This window comes from Nocardia sp. NPDC051787 (assembly GCF_040681325.1).
Lineage (GTDB): Bacteria > Actinomycetota > Actinomycetes > Mycobacteriales > Mycobacteriaceae > Nocardia.
In genome coordinates, this window is the sequence record NZ_JBFAYO010000013.1 from 108612 (window position 1) to 131882 (window position 23271).

The following is a 23271-nucleotide window of genomic DNA, read 5'->3' on the forward strand; positions in this document are numbered from 1 at the left end:
CCATCACTGCCAGCGATGGTTGCATGCCTGATAGTGTCCAGTCGCAGTCCAAGATCAACCGCGGAACCTGCTGCCCCGCAACGGGGTTGCCGAGCGATTGGAAGACCGGTCATGGTTCACACTTTGCCCCCATTGCCGTACGGCTACTTCGCTCTCGAACCGTACATCGACGCCGCAACGATGCAGATCCATCACAGCAAGCACCATCAGGCCTACGTCGACCGTCTCAACGACGCCATCAGTCTCCACCCCGAACTGGCTGCGCTGTCGGTCGAAGAGCTCGTGGCCAAGGTGGGCAAGAACGTGCTGCCCGCGAGTATCGAAACCGCTGTCCGCAACTACGGTGGCGGTCACGCCAACCACTCGCTGTTCTGGACGATATTGGCCCCGCTCGGCTCAAGTAACTCCGGACCGACGGGCAGTCTCCGCCACGCACTCGCGGACGAGTTCGGTTCGTTCGACGACCGCTTCAAGAATGCGTTCTACGACGCGGCGTCGCGCTTCGGAAGCGGCTGGGCCTGGCTGAGCATAACCCCGGCCCGCACGCTCGTCGTCGAGAGCACCGCCAACGAGGACAGCCCGCTCAGCGCCGGCAACACTCCCATCCTGTGCCTGGACGTGTGGGAGCACGCCTACTACCTGAAGTACACCCGTCGCCGTGAGTACATCATCCAGTTCTGGAACGTCGTCAACTGGGACCAGGTCAGCGAGAACTACGAGAAGGCAATGGCCTGAGCAACGAGGGGATGAAGCACTGGCGGAATCGTTCCGGCGAATCGTCAGGGTATCCGACGCTAGAGCCAATCGCCGCGGACGACAGAATGTTGTCCGCGGCGATTCCTTTCGACCACGTCGATGCCATCGCCGTCCCCCGAAGGGCCGATGGTGGGCTAGTTCTTGCGTTCGAGGCCGCCACTCGGCTTCGGTTCGTGGCCGAGCCGACGAATGGATCGCAAACACCGCGTAGGTGCCCGCGCTTATCGTGAGCGGATACCCCGCCCTCGAGCCGACTCGTCGGTCTGGACCGCCGAGGTCCGGGAAGCCGGTTCGAGGGCCCGAGTATCCGCTCAGCTGAGCACCGACAAGTCGAGTCGGCGACGGCCTCAGCTCACTAGACGGTCCGGCGGTAGATGCCGAACCCGGCGATCAACGTGAACGTACGCCGTCGGTCCGCGGCCCATTCCCGTAGCTGCCCACAAAAGTTGCTCTGGTGTGGTGTCTCATCAACGTTCGTTCATGAGACAGTCTGGGTGGCAGCAAGTATCCGCAGGTGGCGGTTGTAACGGTTGCCGTGTACGCATCAATGTCACTCTGTCGGGGGTTTGCGATACGTTGCCGGGCGTGAGAATCGGCTACGGACGTGTATCCACCACCGACCAGAACCCGCAAGCCCAACACGACGCGCTGACCGCGGCCGGCTGCGAGCAAATCTTCCTCGACAAGGCTTCCGGGAAGCTCGCCGCCCGACCCGAGTTGGACAAGGCGCTGCTGGTGGCCAACCGACCCGGGGACCAGTTGGTGGTCACCAAGCTCGACCGGCTCAGCCGCACCCTCGAGCATCTGATCGTGCTGTCCCGCGAACTCGAACGCCGCGGAGTGGATCTCGTCGTGCTGGATCAGGGCATCGACACATCAACCGCGGTCGGGCGGATGTTCTTCCAGATCCTCGGTTCCATCGCCGAATTCGAACACGCACTGATGTCAGAACGCACCCGCGACGGACTGGCCGCCGCCCGAGCCCGCGGCCGTACCGGCGGCCAGAAACCGAAACTCGGTCCCCGCCAGGTCGCCCTCGCCCAGCAGATGTACGACGAACTCGACGAGCGCGGCAAACGCCGCTACACCGTCGCCCAGATCGCCGCCGAATTCGGGGTCACTCGCCCCACCATCTACCGGCACCTCGATCGACCCGTAAAGGTGGCGCAGTGACCCGACCCGAGTTGGTAAGCAAGCGCACTCGGGAAGCGGTGCGCGACCAAATGAGCGGCACCGTACTCCGCGAAATCGACGAGATGTGGCAAGACGAACTCTTCGCTCCGCCAGAGGTAGATCCTGAGCCAGTCGGCGGTGAGCGGGTGACACGCTTCCAGGGCTACCTGCAGCAGGTGGACTGGACCGATCCGGGGCACGTCGCCCGCGCACTACGCGTTTTCGAAGTCGCACTACGACATCTCTTCCACCACCCCTGGAATCCTGACTGGGACCCATCCGAAACCATCGAGCGACTCCGTCGGCTCTTCGCGCGCGACGGCTACACCTTCGACCACGAAGGCCGGATCTCCGGCGGGCCGTCGATCGTGCTGAAGCGCGAGGACCTCGGCGACCTCCGCGACGCGACGGTGATCTTCGAACACCTGGACCGCATCGATCACGCCGTAGCCCGAGACGACCCCGCGCTCGCGATCGGCTCCGCCAAAGAACTCGTAGAAAGTACCGCCAAACTCGTACTACGGGAGCGAGGCGTGCCTTTCGACAGTGGCTATGACCTACCGAAGCTAGCCCGCATGGCGGAAGAAGCACTGCTGGTCCACCCTTCTCAGGCAAAGCCCGGACCGGACGGATCCTCGACTATCCGGAAGGTACTCGGGGCGGCAGTCACCATCACAAGCGGAATCGCCGAGCTACGAAACGACTACGGCACCGGCCATGGACGCGATACAGCCACCTCGGGCTTGGGTCCCCGTCACGCGCGGCTTGCCGTGAACGGCGCTCGGCTGTGGTGTCAGTTCATGCTCGACACGCTCCCCGATCCGAAAGCCCCCTGGCGACAGACCGAACCGGCCGGCCCTGCAGATGCTCCCAACGATCAGCGCGTCAAGGAGAACTCATCGGAGCCGATCTCGTAGCAAATCCTTGCATGCTCACCGGTGAGGGTCGCTTGCCGGCGGTCCGGAGATTGCGAGGCCATGCAGCGAGCTCAGGCCAGCCTCTCCGGCACTGCCGCGGGGCGCTGCTCGGCTCGTCCCCGGATGGGGGCAGGCAGGAGGTCAGCGACAGAAGCCGCCGACCGCACCGGCGGAAACTCCTCTTTCCGCAGGTCGTCAAACGAACTGGACGCTGCCCAGCTACTGACATCCGGTGTCGCCCACCACTGACATCTGGTGTCGTATTCGCAGGTCAGCGCGCTGACATTTTCACGTCGTCTCTCACTATATCCGCCTTGAGCACATTGCTGACGATCTCATCCAGCGCTACGTGCGGGATGAGATCGGCGCCAGCCTATTCAGCCGATGGGACGGTGGACTTCTCCGGTTGCGACGCCCGCCGTGGACGCATCCTCCTCGTGAACTCCAAGGCAGGTTCTTGCTGACGCATATCCCGCCTTGCCCGATCCGGGAGCGCGAGCTCAACGCACTCCTGCCCATCGAGCTTCGACTGCTCTTGAACCACTTGGCTCGGGATAGGTCGATGTTCATGCGACGTACCCCTTCATTCTCTGCCGGAGAGCCTTCTGCTCGTGAGTCGACTCAGGCAGGGCGGGTGAACTCGCCGTCCGCTACGCCAGCGGCGAAGGCGTCCCACTCGCCGGGTGTGAACATCAGCGCGGGACCAGTCGGGTTCTTCGAGTCACGGACACCGACCATGCCGCCGTCAAGCCACGCAACCTCTACGCACTCTTGTCCTCCGCCGCTGTGGCTGCTCTTGAACCATTGCGCTGCGGATAGCTCGACGTTCACGTTCATACTCCCTTGCTGCTTCGTGCAATCTCGCGCAATAGGTCTCGACTCGGCCGGTCTTCCAGCGCAGCGCGCAGGAGGATCCTGTATGCGTCACGGTATCTGTCTACATCACCGGCGTCCTCGAAGTACATCGCGCCGGTGAACGCCTCGGCATAGACCAAAGTTGGTTCGAGCGGCACGCCCTTGCTGTTCAGGCCGAAGTTCAGGATGACGAAGGGGCCGGTGGACCATCCAACCGGCAGTCCGGCCCTGAACGGGAGCACCCGGATATCGATGTTCGGCCTCGTGCTCAGATCGGCGAGGTGGCGATTCTGGGCTGCCATCACCTTCGCCGAGCCCACCACTGTCCGCAACGCTGATTCGTGCAGGATCGCCGTCAGCTTGGCCGGGTTTGTTCTGCGGGTGATCACCCCTTGCCGGCGCAACCGAAGCTCTACCCGCCTATCGAGTTCTTCCCCGGTGTCGTCTGGGGAAGAACAGCCGATCGAGAGTGCGCGCGTAGTCGGCGGTTTGAAGGATGCCGGGAATGGCGGACGGCTGGAACAACATCATCTCGCGGGCCCCGCGAGAACCGTTCACGATCGCGGAAGCACATGCCGCTATGCAACGGCATCGCGAACACCGGTGTGCACGTAAGCGCGCTGCCTGGGATGTGCTGGTGGCAGCCGGGCATATCGTGCCGGATTCACATCGGCGAAATGGGGGTCTGTGAAATTCACACCCGATGCCGCCTTGCCGCTGTTCCCGGACGCCGCGCATCTGCTGCGCGCATTCTGCGGTGAACCGATGCCGACGGCTTGGCAGGAGATGGCAGAGGCCGCCGCCGCCATGGTTCCCGTCCATCACAAACGCCGAGACACGTTGCGTCGATTCGCTATATCCGAGTCGTGTGCGCTCAACGAGCTCTATGCCGCGGTACGCACCTTCGCCAGTGCGGAGATCGAGCTCGCCACTCTGGCCACAACGATCGATAACGTCGTGGCCGAGATCCTGAAGGCTCGCCGGATCGCCACGAAGTCCGGCATACGGAGACGGTCGGCCTGGTGGTGTCCCGCTTGGCCGAACTCTGGCTCAATGACCTCGACAGCGACCGGGACGAGGACTCCTGGTGGCTGAAGCGGATCGGCTACGCCTACGACTGCCTGATGACCGATCTGACCATGGGTCGACGGCTGCCACCGGATATGTGAGGTTGAGCTGTCCGGCCGCGGACGTCCAGGAATCGACTGCGGACGATCGACATCGAGCGCCTTGGTGTACGCGGTTCGCGTCGTCGTCGCGCGATGGCGGGACGTCCATTCCCGCGACTTCAACGTTGCGTCGATTGCCTTGTTCTCGGTGTCCGCCGACACTCGCATTGCGTTGAGAGTGTCGGCGGGGCACCGGAATTGGCTGCTCGTCGCCGGTGTGCCCTTACTTACTTACTTACTCGCGACGCGTGCGAGCTCCTCGGGGTAACGGGCACCGGCAACGGCTTCGGCCGGAGCAGCCGCCTCGATGCGGATCAGATCCTCGTCGCTCAACTCGATGTCGGCGGCGGCGACGTTTTCCTCCAGATAGGTGCGGCGTTTGGTGCCGGGAATCGGCACCACGTCGGCGCCGCGGCTATGTACCCACGCCAACGCCAATTGTCCTGCGGTGATGCCCTTTTCTTCGGCCAGGCTTCGGAGCTCGGCGACGATGGCGAGATTGCGTTCGAGGTTGCCGTCGGCGAAGCGGGGCAGTCGGTGGCGCATGTCGTCGGCGGGCAGATCGGCGGTGGAGGTGATGGCGCCGGTGAGGAACCCACGGCCAAGAGGAGAGAACGGCACGATACCGATGCCCAGCTCGCGGCAGGCCGGCAGGACCTCGGCTTCGATGCCGCGGGTCCACAGCGACCATTCGCTCTGCAGCGCGGTCACCGGATGCACGGCGTGGGCGCGGCGAATGGTCTCCGCCGACGCCTCGGAGATGCCGAGGTAGCGCACCTTGCCTGCGGCCACCAACTCCGACAGCGCGCCCCAGGTTTCCTCGATCGGCACGTCCGGATCGACGCGATGCTGGTAGTACAGGTCGATGTGGTCGACACCGAGCCGGGCCAGCGACTCGTCGCAGGACTGCTTGACATAGGCCGCGTCGCCCCGCGCGCTCAACGTGCCGCCCTCGCCCCACACGATGCCGAACTTGGTGGCCAGCACCACCTGGTCGCGGCGGTCGGCGATGGCGCGGCCGACGAGCCGCTCATTGGTCTCGGGACCGTAGACGTTCGCCGTGTCCAGCAGCGTGACACCCAGCTCCAGGGCGCGATGGATCGTGGCGATCGACTCGTCGTCATTTCCGCGCACACCGTATGCCTGGCTCATTCCCATGCAGCCGAGCCCCTGCGCGCCGACGGTCAGTTCGCCGAGTTTCCTGGTCGCGATCATGCCGGAAGTCCTCCTTGGTAACGCCGGAATTCGATGGTGAGCCGCGCTCACGTTCTGCGACGCTACGACCTGGAGCACACTCCAAGTCAAGTTGCTTCACCGAGGGGATCATCCGTTGTCCCGGCCCAGGCCGGATTACCGGCCGATCTCCGCGAGGCGGAGGGACTACAGCCAGGAGCTGATCCATTCGAGGGCGCGTTCGGCCGCGGGTTCGTAGCTATCCGGAACGCCCGGTAGGCGTTCGGCGATCACCGCCGGATCGACAAGCACGGCTACCAGCAACGCGGCCACGAAGTTCTGGTCCTTCTCGCGGAAGGCGCACAGCTTCGCCACACATAGATCTTCCTTGTCGAGGCACCACCCCGTGAACTGCGGTTCGCCCGACGGTGCGGCCGTATTGGCGTTCTGTACCTTGACGAGTCGGCTTCGCCACCCGTCCGGAAGTGCGGACGTCGTCATATCGACACCGTCGATGCTGAAACCGTGCAAATCCTCGAACGGAGAGAACTCGCCGGCCACGCCTTCGATGAGGTCCGCCAGTCGCGCGGTCTCGGCGTTGTCGTCGGCGATCGGGAGGATATCGACCTCCAGTGACATCGTGGCATCCACGGGAAGCCGGGCTTCATCGAAGGTGCCGAGGATCGATTGGGAACCGACCACGATCACTTCGGGCCGCCCGATGATCTGGCACGCCGTACGGATAGCGTGCTCCAACTGATCGCGCCGCATCAGCCCGCGAGGCGCAGCACATCGGCGCGCTCGTCTTGTGGGAGCAGCCCACCCATCGGAGAGACCTCGCGCATCTCGATCGAGTCGCGGTCGAGACCGGTGAGGACACGGTGGAGCCCTGGCACATCACCGCGCGTGATCAGCGACTCCCAGCGATCGATATTTCGCAAGTGGGGCTGGCCGGATACCCCGTCACGCAACCGCTGCAGATTACGTTCGATATGCGGCAGCCACGAGTGGAGGCTCGACTGGGTCAAGTGTGTCGCGAGCCGCCTGTGCAACTGCCATGAGCGGCGCTCGGAGCGGGTCAACTCGGGGACGACGGGACGCCGCACCACTTCGAGGCGATAACCCATGCAGGACAGCAGCCTCTCGAGCTGTTCATCGCTCAGATTCAGCTTGCCGGACAAGACTTGGCTGATACTTGATTGATGGACGCCACTCACCCGCGATAGCTCAGACTGGGTGGTGCTCGTTCCGCGCATCACCTCGCGCAGCACATCGCTCTGACTGGACATATCCCGATTATAGCGTGCCGCGCTATAGTGCGCCGGGAGCTGCGGCGGAGCCGGTGGTGACCAGTGCTCTCTGATGTGGCCGGTCAGTCGGTGGTGGCGATTTGTTCGCCAGAGTGCGGCCTCGCCGCGGGGTGAGATCGGCGATTGCCGCGCAGCTTCGATTTCGCCGGGCAGCCATGGTCGCTATCCAGTCGGCGGGTCTCGCTGGTCTGGTCGCGCCTGTGCTTCCGCGCGAGTTCAGGCCCGGCTCTACCGCGATTCACGCAATGCGAGGCGTCCGCGACCCGGATGCCCGCTCGGCCAGGGTGTAGACGGCGAGTATCGCGAATTCACCTATTTAGCAAGCGAATCCGGTTGTCATCGGCCGCATGTATGCCCCGTCACATCCTGCTGAAGTTGCTGGTTCGGTAGTGCTAGTTTAAACGGAGGTTATAACTCCACTTAAATGGCGGTAACGGCCTGGTTCAACGGGGAAGGAGGCCGCGCGATGGTTGCCGTAGGTCTCGGTGGGCCCGGTGTCGGACTCGACTTCGCGCCGGGTGGGATCGTGGAACGGATTCGGGCGGCCGTGCGCGGTCGCGGTGCGGAGGCGATCGGGCAGCTCGGGCTGATCACGGTGCTGTACCTCGGTTATCGCGCCGGTCGACTGGTCACCGCAGACGACACCGGTCGCGCGATGGTGAACGCGCACAGTGTGCTCGGGTTCGAGGAGCGGCTCGGTTTCCTGGAAGAGCGGGACGGTCCAGGGATTGTTTGTGGACCGTGACTTCCTCGCCGTCCCGGCCAATTTCTATTACGCGAGTGCGCATTTCACCGTCGCTGCCGGTGTATTGCTATGGCTGTGGGTATTTCGGCCCGAGCACTACCGCTGGACCAGAAACCTGATGGTGGCTTTGACCGGGTCAGCGCTTCTGGTGCATATTCTGATTCCGCTCGCACCGCCCCGGATGCTTCCTGATCATGGCTTCGTGGACTTGGCTGCGATATACGGCCAATCCGTCTACGGCGAAGTCGATTCCGGCGGACTGTCGAATCAGTTCGCCGCCATGCCGTCGCTGCACGTCGGCTGGGCGCTGCTGCTCGCCGTCGCGATGGTCGCCGCCACCCGCACGCGCTGGCGCTGGCTCGCCTTGGCTCACCCGGCACTGACCCTGCTCGTGGTCGTGGGCACGGCCAACCACTACTGGCTCGACGCCATCATTGCCATGCTGTTGCTGGCCCTGTCGGCGGCGCTGCACCCGTTCGTGGTCCCGGCCGCGGCAACGGCATGGGGCGTAATGGGTCCTGTTCCGCGGAAACCGGCGTTGAGCAGCTCGTAACCGACCCGTACACGCCCGCGGCGCTGACTCGGAAAACGCTCCCGGCCGCGTACGATCGCAGAGCCGTCCTGTTCGCCAGCCCGGACAAGGAGTTGCCATGGAACCGATCGCCATCCTGAACACCTTGCTCAACCTCACCATCCAGGTCTTCTCCCTCCTGGAGGGCTTCACCGACTGACAGCGTGGTTGGCGTTGTGCACCGATCGGTGGAACCCAGTCGCGGCGCCCAGGTGCGGCCATCGCTGTGCGGACACAGCGTCCTCGAAACCCATCGTGGGTTCGTCGTCGCGATGAACACGTCCGGCATCGCATCGATGAGCTCATCGGTCCGCACGCCAACCACCTCTACATTCCAGCTCACCGGCGGAACTCAGCGATCCGCAGCGGCGGACTCGGGAATGTCGTCGGGCATCGGGCAACGCAATTAGTGGTGTGCGGCGTTGGCGTTTGCCCAGGATTGGACATCGCCGCGGTCGAGGGCCACGGCCAGCAGGGTGGGGAACTTGTCGGGGGTGCAGGCGAAAGCCGGTATGCCGAGGGCGGCAAGTGCCGCGGCGTTTTCGTGGTCGAAGGCGGGGGCGCCGTCGTCGGACAGGGCGAGCAGCACGACGATCTGCGCGCCGGATTCGCGCATCGCGTGGACGCGGCGCATCATCTCGTCGCGGATGCCACCCTCGTAGAGGTCGGAGATCAGGACGAACAAGGTGTCGGCGGGGCGGGTGATCAGGGACTGGCAGTAGGCGAGGGCCCGGTTGATGTCGGTGCCGCCGCCGAGTTGCGTGCCGAACAGAACCTCCACCGGGTCGTCGAGTTTGTCGGACAGGTCGACGATCTCGGTGTCGAAGACGACCAGCGACGTGCGCAGCGAACGCATGGACGCCAGCACCGCGCCGAACACCGAGGCGTACACGACGCTTGCGGCCATCGAGCCGGACTGATCGATGGCGAGCACCACGTCGCGTCGCACCGCTTGGGCCTTGCGGCCGTAGCCGACCAGGCGTTCCGGCACGACGGTGCGATGCTCGGGCAGGTAGGTGGCGAGATTTTTGCGGATGGTGCGGTCCCAGTCGATATCTCGCAGGCGGGGGCGGGTGACGCGCGCGGCGCGGTTGAGTGCTCCGGAGACCGCGGCGACGGTCTGCGCCGCGATGCGCTGCTCGATCTCGCGCACCACCTTCTCCACCACTATGCGCGCGGTGGCCTTGGTGGTCTCGGGCATCACCCGGTTGAGGCTCAGCAAGGTGCCGACCAGGTGCACGTCCGGCTCCACCGCTTCGAGCAGCTCCGGCTCCAGCAGCAGCTGGGTGAGGTTGAGTCGCTGCACGGCGTCGCGTTGCATGACCTCGACGACGGTGGAGGGGAAGTAGCTGCGAATGTCGCCGAGCCAGCGGGCCACGCGCGGAGCCGAGCCTTGCAAGCCGCCGGTGCGCTTCCCGGGTGAGGTCTCGTCGTCGGTGTTGTACAGCGCCGACAGCGCCCGGTCCATGGCCGCGTCCGCGCTGGAACCCAGCCCGCCGAGCCCTTCCTCCGCCGCCGCGCCGAGCACCAATCGCCAACGCCTGGCTTGTGCTTCGTCGGTCATGCGGTGCGCCTCGCTCATACCGTCACTCCCAAGATCTCCGCGGCGGTGCGTACCGCGGCGGTCGCGCGGTCCAGGTCGATACCCGCGGCGGTCGATGTGCCGGCGACGGACCCGCCGTCGCGCACTGCCCGGCCGATCGCGCGGCGCTCGCCCGATTCGAACGCGCCGAAGGTGCGGCGCAGCAGCGGCAGCGTTTCGACGAATGCGTCGTCGCCGAGTCCGCGCAGCCAGTCGTCGATGAGCCGCAACAACTCTCGATCGTGGACGAGCAGCAGTCCGCGGCCGCCGAGGAACCCATCGATCCAGGCCGCCTTGGCCGCGGCGGGGTTGCCCACCGACAGTGCGGCGGAGAGCCTGCGCGCGGATTCGACGTCATCGATGCGGCCCGCGTCGGCGAGCAGCCGGACGGCGCGCCCCACCAAGGCGCCGTGCACGTCGTCGCGTTCGGCGATGCGGCGCAAGGCGTCCAGCCACTCGCCGGTTGCCCGGCTGTCGTCCCTGGTGTGGATGGCGGTGTGTGCCGCGTCGAGCAGCGTGCGCAGCTCGGTGGCGGCGTCGGTGTCCAATCCGGTGACCGCGGCGGACAGGCCCGCGCAGATGCGCACCAGCAGTCCGTCGGCGACGTGGGCCAGCGCCTTGGTGTCGGTGCCGCGTACGTCGCCGTAGCGCAGTGTCCGGATCAGGCCGGGCAGCGCGGCGAGCAGGTGGGTGACGTCGTGGTCCAGCGCCGCGGTGGACTCCAGCCGGGCGATCAGTCCGTCGGTGGCGCCGTCGAGATCGGCGAGCAGTGCCACCTCCAGCGCGGCGGTGAGCTCGCCGACGGTGCGGTCGGCGCTGCCGGCGGTGTCGAGGATCTTCGCCTCCGCGGCGGTGCGGATGGTGGTGCCCCAACGGGACGCCTCGATGATCGAGATGGCGTACTCGGGGCGCCATTCCAGCGTCCAGGTTTCCCGGAAGGTGCCGGTGCTGCGCACATCGCTCATGGTGAGCGTGCCCCAGTCGATCTCGAGCACACGCAGCCGGTGCAACAGGCGCGAGCGCGCTACCTCGCGTTCTTTGCGCAGGTCGAGGTCGATGGTGCGAGCCAGCGGCTCCTGCTTCATGCGCAGCGAACGGATCGTGGCGCGCAGGTCCGCTTCCAGCGGCACGGTCGGTGTCTGCTCCGGCACGGCGCCCAGCGCTTCGCCGACGACGAGTTCGCTCACCACCAGCCGCAGCATCGTCTCGTCGCCGCCGCACAGGACCGACCGGGTCGCCTCGGTGACCTCCGACAATCCCGCGAGTGGCCGCCCGCGCAGCGCGGCGAGGGTGTCGGCGAGACGGACGGCTTCGATGACATGCGCGCTGGACACGGGCAGATCATGAGCGCGCAACACCCCGGCGACCTTGGTCAGCCACCGGGCGATCGGCCGCTCGGTCTCGGTGAACAGGTGGTGGTACCAGCCCGGCGAGGTGACCCCGGCGCCGTATCCGGAGGACGTGGACAGCCGCGAGTGCGTCCAGGGCACCCAGGTGAGCCGGGCTTTGGTCTTCGGGAGTCCTTTCAGCAGCCGGGCATCCGGCGCGGCCGGACCGAGCGCACCGGTGAGCGCGGGCGCATGCCAGGCGCCGCAGACCACCGCCAGCCGCATCGCACCGTCCTTGAGCGCCTTGCGCATGGTCTGGCGCATATAGGCCTCGCGTCGGAGGGTGTGGGCGTCGATGGTGATCGGGTCGTGCGGCTGTCGGCGGACGAGTTCGGTGTCGGACAGTGCCTCCGCGACCGAATCCGGTTCCGGCGCTGCGGCATCCGCCGATTTGTCCCGTGCTGGCTCGTCGTGGCCGGACAGCCCCGGCATGGATGGATCGCGCGCGGGTTCGGCGACGGGTCCTGGCCCGGACTCTCCTTCCCGCCCGCTGCGCTCGGCGGACTCCCGCAGCGCGCCCATCGCCTCGGTGATCGGTTCGAACGCGTCGGCGTCGGGCACGGATTCCACGACCGCGTCCCACCAGCGTTCGGCGTCGTCGTAGCCGCCTGCCTCGGCCAGGGCGGCGAGCGGATCGAATCGGTCGCCGGGTTCGTCCTCTACCGCGAGCACGATCGTGGCTGGTAGATCGCAGAATCGGACGGGCACATCGTTGTCCACGGCGAAGCGCAGCGCCTGCCATTCGGGGGAGAACACCGCGTACGGCCAGAACGCGGCTTTGGCCGGTGTGTCGGGGACGTAGGCCAGGAGGGCGACCGGCGGGGTCATTCCGTCGGCGGCGACGTAACCGGCCAGCGGATCGGCGTCGGCGGGTCCCTCGATCAGAATCAGGTCGGGACGAAACGCCTCCAGGGCCAGGCGCAGCGAACGCGCCGACCCTGGACCGTGGTGCCGGATGCCGAAAACCTCGGTCACCGGCGTGGATTCGGGATTCACCCGGTGACCTCACGGCACGCGCGGTAGAAATCCGACCAGTCCGGCCGCTCGCGGACCACGGCCTCCAGGTACTCGGTCCACACCACCGCGTCGGCGACCGGGTCCTTGATCACCGAGCCGAGCACCGCGCCCGCGATATCGGAGGCGCGCAGCACGCCGTCGCCGAAATGCGCCGACAGCGCGATGCCGTTGGTGATCACCGAGATCGCCTCCGCGGTGGACAGCGTTCCCGACGGGGACTTGAGTTTGGTCCGGCCGTCGGCCGTGCTGCCGGAGCGCAGTTCGCGGAAGACCCGCACCACGCGCCGTACTTCCTCGGCCGCCGCTGGCACGGTGGGCAGTTCCAGGGCGGAACCGAGCTGCTCGACTCGCCTGCTGACGATGGCGACCTCCTCGTCCTCGCTCGCGGGCAGCGGCAGCACCACCGTGTTGAACCGGCGGCGCAACGCGGAGGACAGTTCGTTCACGCCGCGGTCGCGGTCGTTGGCGGTGGCGATCACGTTGAAGCCCTTGGCCGCCTGCACCTCCATGCCGAGTTCGGGCACCGGCAGGGTCTTCTCCGAGAGGATGGTGATCAGCGCGTCCTGCACGTCCGACGGGATGCGGGTCAGCTCCTCGATCCGGGCGATGGCGCCGGCGCGCATGGCGGTCAGCACCGGCGACGGCACCAGCGCGCCTTCACTCGGTCCTTCGGCGAGCAGCCGGGCATAGTTCCAGCCGTACCGGATCGCCTCCTCCGCGGTGCCCGAGGTGCCCTGCACCAGCAGCGTCGACGCACCGCTGATGGCGGCGGAAAGATGTTCCGACACCCAGGTTTTGGCGGTGCCCGGTACGCCGAGCAGCAGCAGCGCCCGGTCGGTCGCGAGCGTCGCGACGGCAACTTCCATGAGCCTGCGCGGGCCGACGTACTTCGGTGTGATCACGGTGCCGTCGTCCAGGGTGCCGCCGAGCAGGTAGGTGACCACCGCCCAGGGCGACAGGCGCCAGGACGGCGGGCGGGGGCGGTCGTCGGCGGCGGCGAGGGCGCGCAGCTCGTCGGCGTACTCCTGTTCGGCGTGCGGGCGCAGCAGATCCGGATTCGGTTCGGTGGTGGTCACTGCAACTCCTCGAGCATCATCGAGCGGTGGTTGAGGTCGTGGGCGAGCTGGTCGAATGCCCGCTCCCAGGCGGGATCGTCGCATCGGCGCGCGACCGCGGACAGCGTGCCCGCCGCGGCGACCGGAAGATGGACGGCGGTCGAGGCGAGCAGCGAGCGGTGCGCGTTCGGTGAGGCGCCGTGTGCGTCTGGGCGCCGCGCCGCCGCCCGCGCCCGCTCGAACAGCAGCAGGACCACATGCTGCGCCAGCGCTTCCGGCCACGGATGCCCCATCGCGGGCAGCAGCGCCTCGATCTCGGAGAGCCACGAGCCGTCCAACCGCACCAGGTGCGCTGTCCGATCCGGCAGCGGCAGCAGCGCGAACAACTCCCGCCTGCGCAGCATGGCCAGGTCGGTCGGCACGCCCGCATCGAACAGCGCTCGTGCCCAAGCCGAATCACGTTGGGCCAGTGCGGCATCCACCCAGCCGTCGAAGACCGGTTGGCGGAACCGGTCCTCGATCGTGGCCCGCACCGCCTGCTCCGGCGTGCCGAGCAGCGCCGCCCAGTGTGACAGTGGCGTCGCCGCGACCATCTGCCGCAGCCAGGCCGCGGGCACGTCCGGTGTGCCGTTCCATCGATAGGCGAATTCCACTGTGCGATCGGTGATCCCGTCGCGCTGGGTGGCGGTGTCGAGAATGCCGGGCAGCGCGAGAACCAGATTCGTGTGCAGCATCCGGTGCTCGACGCGGACCCACGCGCTCGCCCTGGCACGCATGCGCTGCGCGAACGCCGAGTCCGGCAGCAGCGCGAGCAGTCCGGCCGCGGTGCGGCGCACGTCCGCTCGCCGGTCGTCCAGCGCCGTTTCCAGGAGCGGTTCGTCCTCCGGCACGAGGCCATCGGCGAGCACGGCGAGCAGTTCGGCCTTGATCGGACCGGATTCTTTCGGCCACGCCGCCGCGAGCTGCGTCCGGGCGGCGTCGGGGTCGTCGCGTCGTAGCCGTGCGAGCCAGTCGCGCCGTTCGGCCGGCTGCCCGAACCGCCAGATGTCCACGGAAGCCGTCGCGGCAGGCCGCCGCACCAGGTCACGCCATTCCGGATGCTGCGCCGCCAGCCAACTGCCGCGCGCGCCCGCCAGGCGCAGCAGTGACTCGCGCAGGGTGGCATTGATCTTCGCGTGCTCGAGCAGCTGCTCGCACAGCGCGTCCGGGGCCCGATAGTCGTGCGGAGCCGCCACGTCGAACCACTCGGGAAGGAAAGCCGAGCGCTCCCGCAGCATGCGCGCAAGACGCGTGGCCGCCGGGCGCGGCAGCAGCCGCCGTGGGTCGCCGGCCGCGGGCTCGGGTGCGGTCGCCGTGGCGGGCGCGACCCCGCCGCGGGTGAAAAGGTCTTGGAGAGCGGCGGATTCGAGTAGTCGTAGCGCTGGGTCGCCCGACAACCGATCTGCCGCCCGCGCTATCGGCGCAGCCAGCGCGGCGAGATCCGGCGTCCGGCGCGCGGTGCCGAGCAGGGCCGCGGAGGTCAGGTCGGTGCTCGCGGCGTGCCCGGCGTTCACCGTGTGCCCAACGCGGGATCGCGGCATGTCATGTCCGACCATGTCCGCGCGCGCCGAGTCGATCACCTCGCCTGTGGCGAAGACCGAAATCGGCGCCAGCCCATCGGCGTTCCATTCGCCGAGCACCGTTACGGGATGTCCGCCGGAGACGGCCAGCAGCGTCCACGGGCTCTCGGTGGCGCGGATCGGCAGCGCCGTGCCCTCGGATTCGGTGACGTACCAGCCCTGTTCGGTCCGGACGGGTACCACGTCGACCAGCAGCATAGGCCAGGCGCGCAGCCACGGATCGGCGCCGAGCGCCGCGGCGTGATCGGCCAGCGCGGCGGCGATGGTGGCGGGCCGATCGGCGTCGGCGGGCAGCGTGGTGAAGGGTTCGGCAGGGCCGTGCCGTTCGCCCCAGAGCGCCCGCAGTGGCGCCGCGCCGGGATAGAAATGCAGCTCCGCGTCGGCCAGTTGCCCGAGCGCGGGAAGGTCGGCGGGGAAGCTCGGGGACCCGAAGGAATGGTCGACGATCAGTGCCCATCGCCTGGTCACGCGCCCGTACAGCCAGGTGCGCCGGGTGTAGAGGCGCTCTTCCTCGGTGATCTGGAGGCCGAAGACCATCCAACGGTCCGGGACCGGGGGTTCGGCGCGCACCGCTTCGGCCGGGTTCGGATAGCCGATGTGGGTGCGGATGCTGGCGCTCAGCGCGGGCGGCACGGCGTCGAGCTGCCGGTGCGCGGCGACCAGCAGGTGCATCCGCGCGTACTCGCGCAGCACGATGTCGGGCCAGTCGGTCCTGGTGGCCACCGTGGTCGGCAGCTGCCGCAGCGTCGCGGCGAGGCCGGGGGCTTGCGCGTCGACCATCCTGGCGGCGATGGTCTCGAACGCGCGGAACGAGCGGTCGCTTTGAGCGAGGCCGGTGCGCACCTGATCACCGAGCCAGACGTCGAGTTCCTCCAGCCCAGCGGTCACACGTACTCTGCGCTGCTCGGCGGTGGCCGGGTTGGGGGTGCGGGACCGGCCTGCGGAGGTGGCGCGCGCGGCACGGCCGCCGATCCAGGACGCCGCGTAGTCCGCGATCTCCGTGGTGGCCGCAACCTCACCGGCGGCCCACCGCAGCAACAGCGACAGCGCGTGCTTGCAGGGGAACTTGCGACTCGGACAGGAGCACCGATACGCGGGACCGGACAGATCGACGATCGTCTGATACGGCGTGGCGCCGCTGCCCTGGCATCGCCCCCACAGTGCGTCGCCGTGTTGCCCGCTCTCGCGCCAGCGGCCCACCAGCTTGCGCGCCGCCGACAGCGAACTCGCGTCCGGCGCCACCGCCGCGACCTGGTCTTCGGTCCACGGCGTTGTCATCGGATGGCTCCAGCTCGGTGGTGGCTCATCGCCTTCCTTCATTCCTCGGTTCACCCGAGTTCTACCGCAGCGCACCGACAGGTGCCGCGACCGGTGCCGCGTGACGCACGGAACCGCTTGTCTCGGTGCCGGATTCGCGGGTCCGGCAAATGTTGCGCCGGATGATGTGCTCTGGCATCCTGTCCTGTTCGGCTCGACCGAGCCACCCGGACGGGTGTTGACACCATCGAGCTGCCCGCCGGGGTTGGCACGAGGGGTGGACATCGAGGCGCGGCGCAGGCGTTTCGATGACCATATCCATCCCCGCGGGCAGATTCGCATGGACACGGTGGGCGATTCGGACGCGATCGGGTAGCGTTTCGCACAGCTTCGACAAAGGCGCCGCGCACGGGGTCGGAGGACGTGTGGCGGCCTCAATGGTGGAGGGGTTGTACGCATGCGCATGGATCCCGATGCCGTCCAGGCCGACGGTCCTTCCGATGCGCCGCCCCGGTTGCCGGAGGTGGTGACCAGGCGTCTCGCCGAGGACCCCGCGGTAACGCCGTCGGTCACGCGTACCGTGCTGCGCGCCTTGGGCGCCGCCGAATCAGATGACGCCGCAACGGCTTTCGAGCACTCCGGCATCTTCCTGAGCGCCATTCGCGTCCGCGGCTTCCGCGGCATCGGGCCGGAGACGACACTGCACCTGCCGCCAGGTCCAGGCCTCACCCTCGTCGTCGGTCGCAACGGCAGCGGTAAATCCAGTTTCGCCGAGGCCGCCGAATTGGCTCTGACCGGCGGGAACCGTCGCTGGGACGGTCGGTCGGCGGCTTGGCGGGAAGGGTGGCGCAACCTGCACGACGGCGCCGCGGCCCGCATCGAGCTGGAACTGCTCACGGCGGGCGACGCACGCCAGCTGACCATCACCAAAGAATGGGCCGCCGACGCGGACCTGTCCGACGCGCACTGGGCCCAGCGGGATCCGCCCGCCCCGCCAACCGAATTCGACACCGGCCGGTGGGCGGCGCAACTCGAGCTCTACCGCCCGTTCCTGTCCTACAGCGAACTCGGCGCGCTGGTCGACGGCAAGCCGAGCGACCTGTTCGACGCGCTGCACCAGCTGCTCGGGCTGGACGAACTCACCCTGGCGCAGGAGCGCATCCGGATGCGGCGCCTGGAGCTGGAACGCGCCGTCCGGGATTCCCGTCAGGAACGACTGGAACTGCTCGATCTGCTCGCCTCGGTGGCCGACGACCGCGCGGTACGGGTGGCCGGTCTGCTGCGACCGGCACAGCCGGACCTCGCCGCTATCGGCCGAGAGGTGCTCGGTTCGGTAGACGACCCGGTCGGGCGGGACGGCCTGCGGGCGATCGTGCGGCTCGCGCTGCCTGCCGACACGGAAGTGCAGGCGGTCGCGGCCCGTCTCGAGACCTGGGGCTCGGCACTCGCCGAAGGCACCACCGCCGACGCCGAGGCCGATCTGCGTGTGCTCGAGCTGCTGCGCAAGGCGCGGGAACACCAGGCGGCGACGGGGTCCTGTCCGTGTCCGGTATGCGGCCGGGGCGCGCTCGACGAAGACTGGGCGCGCGACACCGACTCCGCCATTGCGCAACTCGCCGCCCGTGTCGATGCGCTCACCACCGCTCGCGTCGAACTGGGCAATGCGGTGCGGGCCGCACGGGCGCTCCCGGATCTCGTCCCGGCCGAACTGGATTTCGATCCGCGCAACCCGCCGTCCGTGGACACCACCGCGGTGCGCGAAGCGTGGGCCGACTGGGCCGCGCTGACCACCACCGACTACACCCCGGACCTGCCCGACCGGCTCCGCCGCGCGCACGCGAGGCTGGTCGACGAACTCGACCTGCTGCAACAGGGCACCCGCAAGGAACTCGACCGCCTGGACGAGGTGTGGACGCCGCTGGTTCCGCGGATCGTGAACTGGTTGGAGGGCGCGCGCGAGGTCGCCGCGCACGCGCCCGAACTGCGCACGGTGAAGAAGGCCGAGGACTGGCTGAAGTCGGCGACGGCGGGTCTGCGCGGCGAGCGCATGACGCCGCTGGAGACCACGGCCCGCTGGGTCTGGCGCACACTGCGGCAGCAGAGCAATGTCGAGCTGGGCGCGATCCGCCTGCAAGGCAACGCGGGCACCGCGCGCCGCGTGCTGCTCGACGTGACTGTGGACGAGGTGGACGGCGCCGCGCTGGGCGTGATGAGCCAAGGCGAGCTGCACGCGCTCGGGCTTTCGCTGTTCCTGCCGCGCGCCACGGTGGCGGAGAGCCCGTTCCGTTTCGTCATGATCGATGACCCGGTGCAGGCGATGGACCCGGCCAAGGTGGACGGCTTGGCCCAGGTGCTCGCGACGGTCGCGTGGAGCCGTCAGGTCGTGGTCTTCACCCATGACGAGCGCCTCGCCGAGGCGGTGCGGCGAATGCAGCTCGACGCGACGGTGCTCGAGGTGCAGCGCCGCGACCGTTCGGTCGTGGAGGTGCGGGTGTCCAGCGACCCGATCCGCCGGTACCTCGATGACGCTCGCGCGCTGGTGCGCACTCCGCAGCTGCCCCCGGCGATCGCCGACGAACTGGTGGCCACGTGCTGCCGCTCCGCGGTGGAGGCGGCCAGCCTGGCCAGGGCCAGACGCACCCTGCTCGCCGCGGGCATGAACCACAGCGAGGTGGAACGCCACATCGACGCCGCGCACTCCACCAGGGCGAAGGTGGCGCTGGCGGTGTTCGGCGTCGGCAGCAAGGTCGACGATCTGAACAAGAATCTCATCGCGCGGGAAGGACGGTGGGTGGTGGACGCACTGCGCGACGCCACGGCGGGGGCGCACGTGCCGATCGGCCGCGACATGCGTGAGCTGATCGGTGAGACGGAGAAGTTCGTCGCGTGGCTGGCGCGGTGATGCTCGTGCCGCAGTCGAGCGTCGGCGAGGCGCAGGGATGAGCGGCCGGCGTCGACCGGCCGGCGCACGCCGCGGCCATGGGGGTGGCGGGCGCGCCTCTCGGCACGGGCAGCGCGGACTCGAGAACGGGGGACGTCGCAAGCCCGCGAATCATCCATCCGTGGCCGAGCGGTTGCAGACCGTGGATCTGCTGCTCGCCGGATCGGTGACCGACGCGGGCGGGTTGTGGTCGCGGGCGACGGCATGGATTCTGCGGATCGCTCTGGAGCAGGCCGTCGACGAACTGTGGCTGCGGCTGGCGCCCGCACTGATCCGCTGTCCGATGCGGGCGCAGCTGATCGCGCTACGCGCCTTCGCGGGACCGGACGTGGCGGCGCGGGTCGCGGTGCTGTGGGCGGCACTGTCGCGTGCCGCGCACCACCACGACTACGAACTCGCGCCCAGCGTCACCGATCTGCGCCGCTGGCGCGAACAGACTCTCGCGCTCGCCGCGGAGCTGGCTGCCGTCGACGCGCATCGGGAATAGGCGGCTGCCTCGCCTCCGCTCGGCCCGGCGCGGGCAATTGACGGACTTCGTCCGGCTGCGCTGTTTCTGCGGCTGCCTCGCCTCCGCTCGGCCCGGCGCGGGCAATTGACGGACTTCGTCCGGCTGCGCGCTTTCTACAGGCTCGGCTCAATCCACCTTGGTCTCGCTCTCGGCCACTTTCTCCGAGTGGACGGTCGTGCCCCAGCCGACGTGGGCTTCGGCGCGCATCCGCTCGACCATGTGCGGGTAGTGCAGCTCGAACGCCGGTCGTTCGGAGCGGATGCGCGGCAGCTCGTAGAAGTTGTGCCGCGGCGGCGGGCAAGTGGTGGCCCACTCCAGCGAGTTTCCGTAGCCCCACGGGTCGTCCACGGTGACCACCTCGCCATAGCGGTAGCTCCGGAAGACGTTCCACAGGAACGGTAGCAGCGAAGCGCCCAAGATGAACGCGCCGATCGAGGAGACCGTGTTCAGCAGAGTGAAGTCGTCTGTGGGCAAATAGTCGGCGTAGCGGCGCGGCATGCCCTCCGCGCCCACCCAGTGCTGCACCAAGAAGGTGGTGTGGAAGCCGACGAACGTCGTCCAGAAGTGCCACTTGGCCAAGCGCTCGTCCATCATTCGTCCGGTCATCTTGGGGAACCAGAAATAGATGCCCGCGAAGGTGGCGAACACGATGGTGCCGAACAGCACGTAATGGAAGTGCGCCACGACGAAATAGGAATCGGTCACATGGAAGTCCAGCGGCGGGCTGGCCAGGATGACACCGGACAAACCGCCGAACAGGAACGTCACCAGGAAGCCGATCGCGAACAGCATCGGCGATTCGAAGGTCAGCTGACCGCGCCACATGGTGCCGATCCAATTGAAGAACTTCACGCCGGTCGGCACCGCGATGAGGAAGGTCATGAACGAGAAGAACGGCAGCAGCACCGCGCCGGTGGCGTACATGTGGTGCGCCCACACCGCGATCGACAACATCCCGATAGCCAGCGTGGCGTAGACCAAGGTGGTGTAACCGAAGATCGGCTTGCGGCTGAACACCGGGAAGATCTCCGAGACGATGCCGAAGAACGGCAGCGCGATGATGTACACCTCGGGGTGGCCGAAGAACCAGAACAAGTGTTGCCACAACAGAGTTCCGCCGGTGGCCGGATCGTAGATGTTGCCACCGAGGCGACGATCGACCGCCAGACCCATCAGCGCGGCGGTCAGCAGCGGGAAGGCCAGCAGCACCAGAATGCTGGTGATGGCGATGTTCCAGGTGAAGATCGGCATCCGGAACATGGTCATGCCCGGTGCGCGCAGGCAGATCACGGTCGTCAGCATGTTGACCGCACCCAGAATCGTGCCCAGACCGGAGACGGCCAGGCCCATGATCCACAGGTCTCCCCCCACGCCCGGAGAATGCAACATGTCGGTCAGCGGCGAATACGCCGTCCACCCGAAATCCGCGGCGCCACCCGGAGTGGTGAACCCGGCGGTCGCCATGGTGGCGCCGAACAGATACAACCAATAGCTGAACGCGTTCAGGCGGGGGAACGCGACGTCGGGCGCGCCGATCTGCAGTGGCAGGATCACGTTGGCGAAGCCGAACACGATCGGAGTGGCATAGAACAGCAGCATGATCGTGCCGTGCATGGTGAACAGCTGGTTGTACTGCTCGGTGGAGAGGAACTGCAGGCCGGGCCGCGCCAGCTCACCGCGTATCAACAGCGCCATCAAGCCGCCGACGAGGAAGAAGGCCATCGACGTCGTCAAATACATGACGCCGAGCACCTTGGGGTCGGTGGTCGTCACCATCTTCCAGATATAGGAGCCCTTCGGGCCCAGCCTCGCCGGATAGGGACGCACCGCCTCCAGTTCGGGCGTTGCTCGGGGCGCTACCTCAGTCAACGATCCTCCTGAAAACGCATCTCAGACTCAGGACCAATTCGACGGCTATACGAAGCAAATCACAGTTCCGGTCGCTATACTCCGTGCCCCGCGAAAAAAGGCGCACAAATTGTGCGGCCGGCTATCTCGGCGCGACCGGCGAACCATCCACGGTAGGAAATCGACCGGGTTCCGCGATCGAATAGCAGAACTCGCGAACTGCCCGAAATGGACGCGGTCGTGCGACGTCGCTGATCGTCTCCGGAGACCGCGGCTCGAGACACCCGCCGGGCGTGCGTGCTGCGGGCGGCGGCAAGATCGTGGGCATGAGCGTCAGATCCGGGGGCGGCCCGCGTAACCACGGATTGCTTGCTTACTCCGGAAGCCGGCAGGGCAGGAGCGCCGGGTCCGGCGGCACCAGCTTGCGTAACGATCGACGGTCCGCTCATGCGGAAGGGAGCACGGTATGAGCCGGCCGCGCAAGTGCCCGTGCGGGCGCGGTGAGGCATTCGACGACTGCTGTGGTCCGGTACTGCGGGGCGAGCGCGCCGCCGCGACCGCCGAGGCGCTGATGCGGTCGCGGTACACGGCGTTCGCGGTGGGCGATGCCGACTACCTGTTGCGCTCCTGGCATCCGCGCACTCGTCCGCGGGAATTGGCACTCGATCCGGCGCAACGCTGGCTCTTCCTGGAGGTCACCCGCACCGAGCGCGGCGGTCTGTTCGACGACAGCGGCACCGTGGAGTTCGTCGCTCATTACCGGGACGCGGACGGCCGCGGCGCGCTGCACGAGACCAGCAGATTCGCCCGGTCCGGCGGTGCATGGGTCTATCTGGACGGCACGCACGACGCCTGACCGGTAGCGTCAGCGGGCATGGCACGCGTCGCGATCGAGTACTGCACCCAATGCCGCTGGCTGCTGCGGGCGAGCTGGATGGCGCAGGAATTGCTCAGCACGTTCGCCACCGAACTGGGTGAGGTCGCGCTGATCCCCGGTTCCGGCGGGGTCTTCCGGATCACCGTCGACGGCGAACAGATCTGGGAGCGCAAGGCCGACGGCGGGTTTCCCGACATCGTGGTGCTCAAGCAGCGGGTGCGCGACCGAGTGGCCCCCGAGCGCGACCTCGGTCACGTCGACCGGCGCGACTGAAACTCGCGGTGTCCGCGCCACCCAGCCGCCGCCCGCCGGGGCGCCACGGCGTCGCGCGAACCCGACAGAACTCGCGGTCGAAGCGAAGTCAGCGGTAGCCGCCGTCGGCCGGGGCGCCCGAGGGCTCGACGTGGCGCGATTGAACTCGCGGTGGCCGTAGGGAAGTCAGCGGGAGTAGCCGCCCCGGCGGGGCACCGCGAGGCGCGACTGAAACGGCAGCGACCGGAGGGGAGGTAG

General features: G+C 67.7%; 20 protein-coding genes. 10 read left to right on the forward strand and 10 right to left on the reverse strand.

Going from position 1 to position 23271, the window contains the following annotated elements; translation table 11 throughout:
- The first annotated feature begins 111 nt into the window (after nucleotides 1-111).
- The 3 genes from AB0M45_RS16240 to AB0M45_RS16250 all read left to right on the forward strand — a co-directional run bounded on the left by AB0M45_RS16240 (nucleotide 112) and on the right by AB0M45_RS16250 (nucleotide 2846).
- The gene (locus AB0M45_RS16240; RefSeq protein ID WP_364328810.1) at nucleotides 112-735 is read left to right on the forward strand and encodes a superoxide dismutase; all 624 of its coding nucleotides are present in this window, start codon (nucleotides 112-114) and stop codon (nucleotides 733-735) included.
- 606 nt (nucleotides 736-1341) lie between these two features.
- Nucleotides 1342-1929 (forward strand): recombinase family protein, encoded by a 588-nt coding sequence (locus AB0M45_RS16245; RefSeq protein ID WP_364328813.1) that lies wholly within the window; start codon nucleotides 1342-1344, stop codon nucleotides 1927-1929.
- Nucleotides 1926-2846, forward strand: coding sequence for an abortive infection family protein (locus tag AB0M45_RS16250; RefSeq protein WP_364328816.1), 921 nt, complete (start codon nucleotides 1926-1928; stop codon nucleotides 2844-2846). The genes AB0M45_RS16245 and AB0M45_RS16250 overlap by 4 nt, the downstream gene beginning before the upstream one ends.
- Nucleotides 2847-3467: 621 nt before the next feature.
- Here the strand turns inward: AB0M45_RS16250 and AB0M45_RS16255 are convergent.
- Both AB0M45_RS16255 and AB0M45_RS16260 read right to left on the reverse strand, forming a co-directional pair.
- Nucleotides 3468-3677 (reverse strand): DUF397 domain-containing protein, encoded by a 210-nt coding sequence (locus AB0M45_RS16255; protein WP_364328819.1) that lies wholly within the window; start codon nucleotides 3675-3677, stop codon nucleotides 3468-3470.
- A gap of 2 nt (nucleotides 3678-3679) precedes the next feature.
- Nucleotides 3680-4165, reverse strand: a complete 486-nt coding sequence (locus tag AB0M45_RS16260; protein ID WP_364329027.1) for a DUF5753 domain-containing protein — start codon at nucleotides 4163-4165, stop codon at nucleotides 3680-3682.
- Nucleotides 4166-4723: 558 nt separating this feature from the next.
- On the opposite strand from AB0M45_RS16260, the gene AB0M45_RS16265 reads away from it, so the two are divergent.
- Entirely contained in the window at nucleotides 4724-4870 is a 147-nt protein-coding gene (locus tag AB0M45_RS16265; protein WP_364328822.1) for a hypothetical protein, read from the forward strand.
- 231 nt (nucleotides 4871-5101) lie between these two features.
- Here the strand turns inward: AB0M45_RS16265 and AB0M45_RS16270 are convergent, their stop codons facing one another.
- From AB0M45_RS16270 to AB0M45_RS16280, 3 genes are all read right to left on the reverse strand, one after another.
- A complete protein-coding gene (locus AB0M45_RS16270) occupies nucleotides 5102-6085 on the reverse strand; it encodes an aldo/keto reductase (protein WP_364328825.1) in 984 nt (327 codons plus the stop codon).
- 165 nt (nucleotides 6086-6250) lie between these two features.
- Complete coding sequence (locus AB0M45_RS16275) at nucleotides 6251-6814, reverse strand: DUF6036 family nucleotidyltransferase (RefSeq protein ID WP_364328828.1); 564 nt, start codon at nucleotides 6812-6814, stop codon at nucleotides 6251-6253.
- Entirely contained in the window at nucleotides 6814-7332 is a 519-nt protein-coding gene (locus tag AB0M45_RS16280) for a helix-turn-helix domain-containing protein (protein WP_364328831.1), read from the reverse strand. Before AB0M45_RS16280 ends, AB0M45_RS16275 begins: the two co-directional genes overlap by 1 nt.
- Nucleotides 7333-7819: 487 nt before the next feature.
- On the opposite strand from AB0M45_RS16280, the gene AB0M45_RS16285 reads away from it, so the two are divergent.
- On the forward strand, nucleotides 7820-8098 hold the full coding sequence (locus tag AB0M45_RS16285; RefSeq protein ID WP_364328834.1) for a hypothetical protein: 279 nt from the start codon (nucleotides 7820-7822) through the stop codon (nucleotides 8096-8098).
- Nucleotides 8088-8651, forward strand: coding sequence for a phosphatase PAP2 family protein (locus AB0M45_RS16290; protein ID WP_364328837.1), 564 nt, complete (start codon nucleotides 8088-8090; stop codon nucleotides 8649-8651). Before AB0M45_RS16285 ends, AB0M45_RS16290 begins: the two co-directional genes overlap by 11 nt.
- 424 nt (nucleotides 8652-9075) lie before the next feature.
- On the opposite strand, the gene AB0M45_RS16295 is transcribed toward AB0M45_RS16290, so the two are convergent.
- Genes AB0M45_RS16295 through AB0M45_RS16310 form a run of 4 tightly spaced genes read right to left on the reverse strand, consistent with a single transcriptional unit; the run spans nucleotide 9076 to nucleotide 16608 of the window.
- Nucleotides 9076-10233: a VWA domain-containing protein gene (locus AB0M45_RS16295; RefSeq protein WP_364328840.1), complete on the reverse strand. Its 1158-nt coding sequence runs from the start codon at nucleotides 10231-10233 to the stop codon at nucleotides 9076-9078.
- A gap of 14 nt (nucleotides 10234-10247) precedes the next feature.
- Nucleotides 10248-12635, reverse strand: a complete 2388-nt coding sequence (locus AB0M45_RS16300) for a DUF5682 family protein (RefSeq protein WP_364328843.1) — start codon at nucleotides 12633-12635, stop codon at nucleotides 10248-10250.
- Complete coding sequence (locus tag AB0M45_RS16305; RefSeq protein ID WP_364328846.1) at nucleotides 12632-13732, reverse strand: AAA family ATPase; 1101 nt, start codon at nucleotides 13730-13732, stop codon at nucleotides 12632-12634. The genes AB0M45_RS16300 and AB0M45_RS16305 overlap by 4 nt, the downstream gene beginning before the upstream one ends.
- Entirely contained in the window at nucleotides 13729-16608 is a 2880-nt protein-coding gene (locus AB0M45_RS16310; RefSeq protein ID WP_364328849.1) for an SWIM zinc finger family protein, read from the reverse strand. The genes AB0M45_RS16305 and AB0M45_RS16310 overlap by 4 nt, the downstream gene beginning before the upstream one ends.
- A gap of 436 nt (nucleotides 16609-17044) precedes the next feature.
- Between AB0M45_RS16310 and AB0M45_RS16315 the strand changes: the two genes are divergently transcribed.
- Together AB0M45_RS16315 and AB0M45_RS16320 are read left to right on the forward strand one after the other, a co-directional pair.
- Entirely contained in the window at nucleotides 17045-19489 is a 2445-nt protein-coding gene (locus tag AB0M45_RS16315; protein WP_364328852.1) for an AAA family ATPase, read from the forward strand.
- A 160-nt stretch (nucleotides 19490-19649) separates the two neighbouring features.
- Nucleotides 19650-20015, forward strand: coding sequence for a hypothetical protein (locus tag AB0M45_RS16320; protein ID WP_364328855.1), 366 nt, complete (start codon nucleotides 19650-19652; stop codon nucleotides 20013-20015).
- 147 nt (nucleotides 20016-20162) lie between these two features.
- On the opposite strand, the gene ctaD is transcribed toward AB0M45_RS16320, so the two are convergent.
- Nucleotides 20163-21905, reverse strand: a complete 1743-nt coding sequence (gene ctaD / locus AB0M45_RS16325; RefSeq protein ID WP_364328858.1) for a cytochrome c oxidase subunit I — start codon at nucleotides 21903-21905, stop codon at nucleotides 20163-20165.
- 445 nt (nucleotides 21906-22350) lie between these two features.
- Between ctaD and AB0M45_RS16330 the strand changes: the two genes are divergently transcribed.
- On the forward strand, nucleotides 22351-22740 hold the full coding sequence (locus AB0M45_RS16330) for a YchJ family protein (RefSeq protein WP_364328861.1): 390 nt from the start codon (nucleotides 22351-22353) through the stop codon (nucleotides 22738-22740).
- A gap of 18 nt (nucleotides 22741-22758) precedes the next feature.
- Nucleotides 22759-23034 (forward strand): SelT/SelW/SelH family protein, encoded by a 276-nt coding sequence (locus tag AB0M45_RS16335; RefSeq protein WP_364328864.1) that lies wholly within the window; start codon nucleotides 22759-22761, stop codon nucleotides 23032-23034.
- Nucleotides 23035-23271 lie beyond the last annotated feature (237 nt).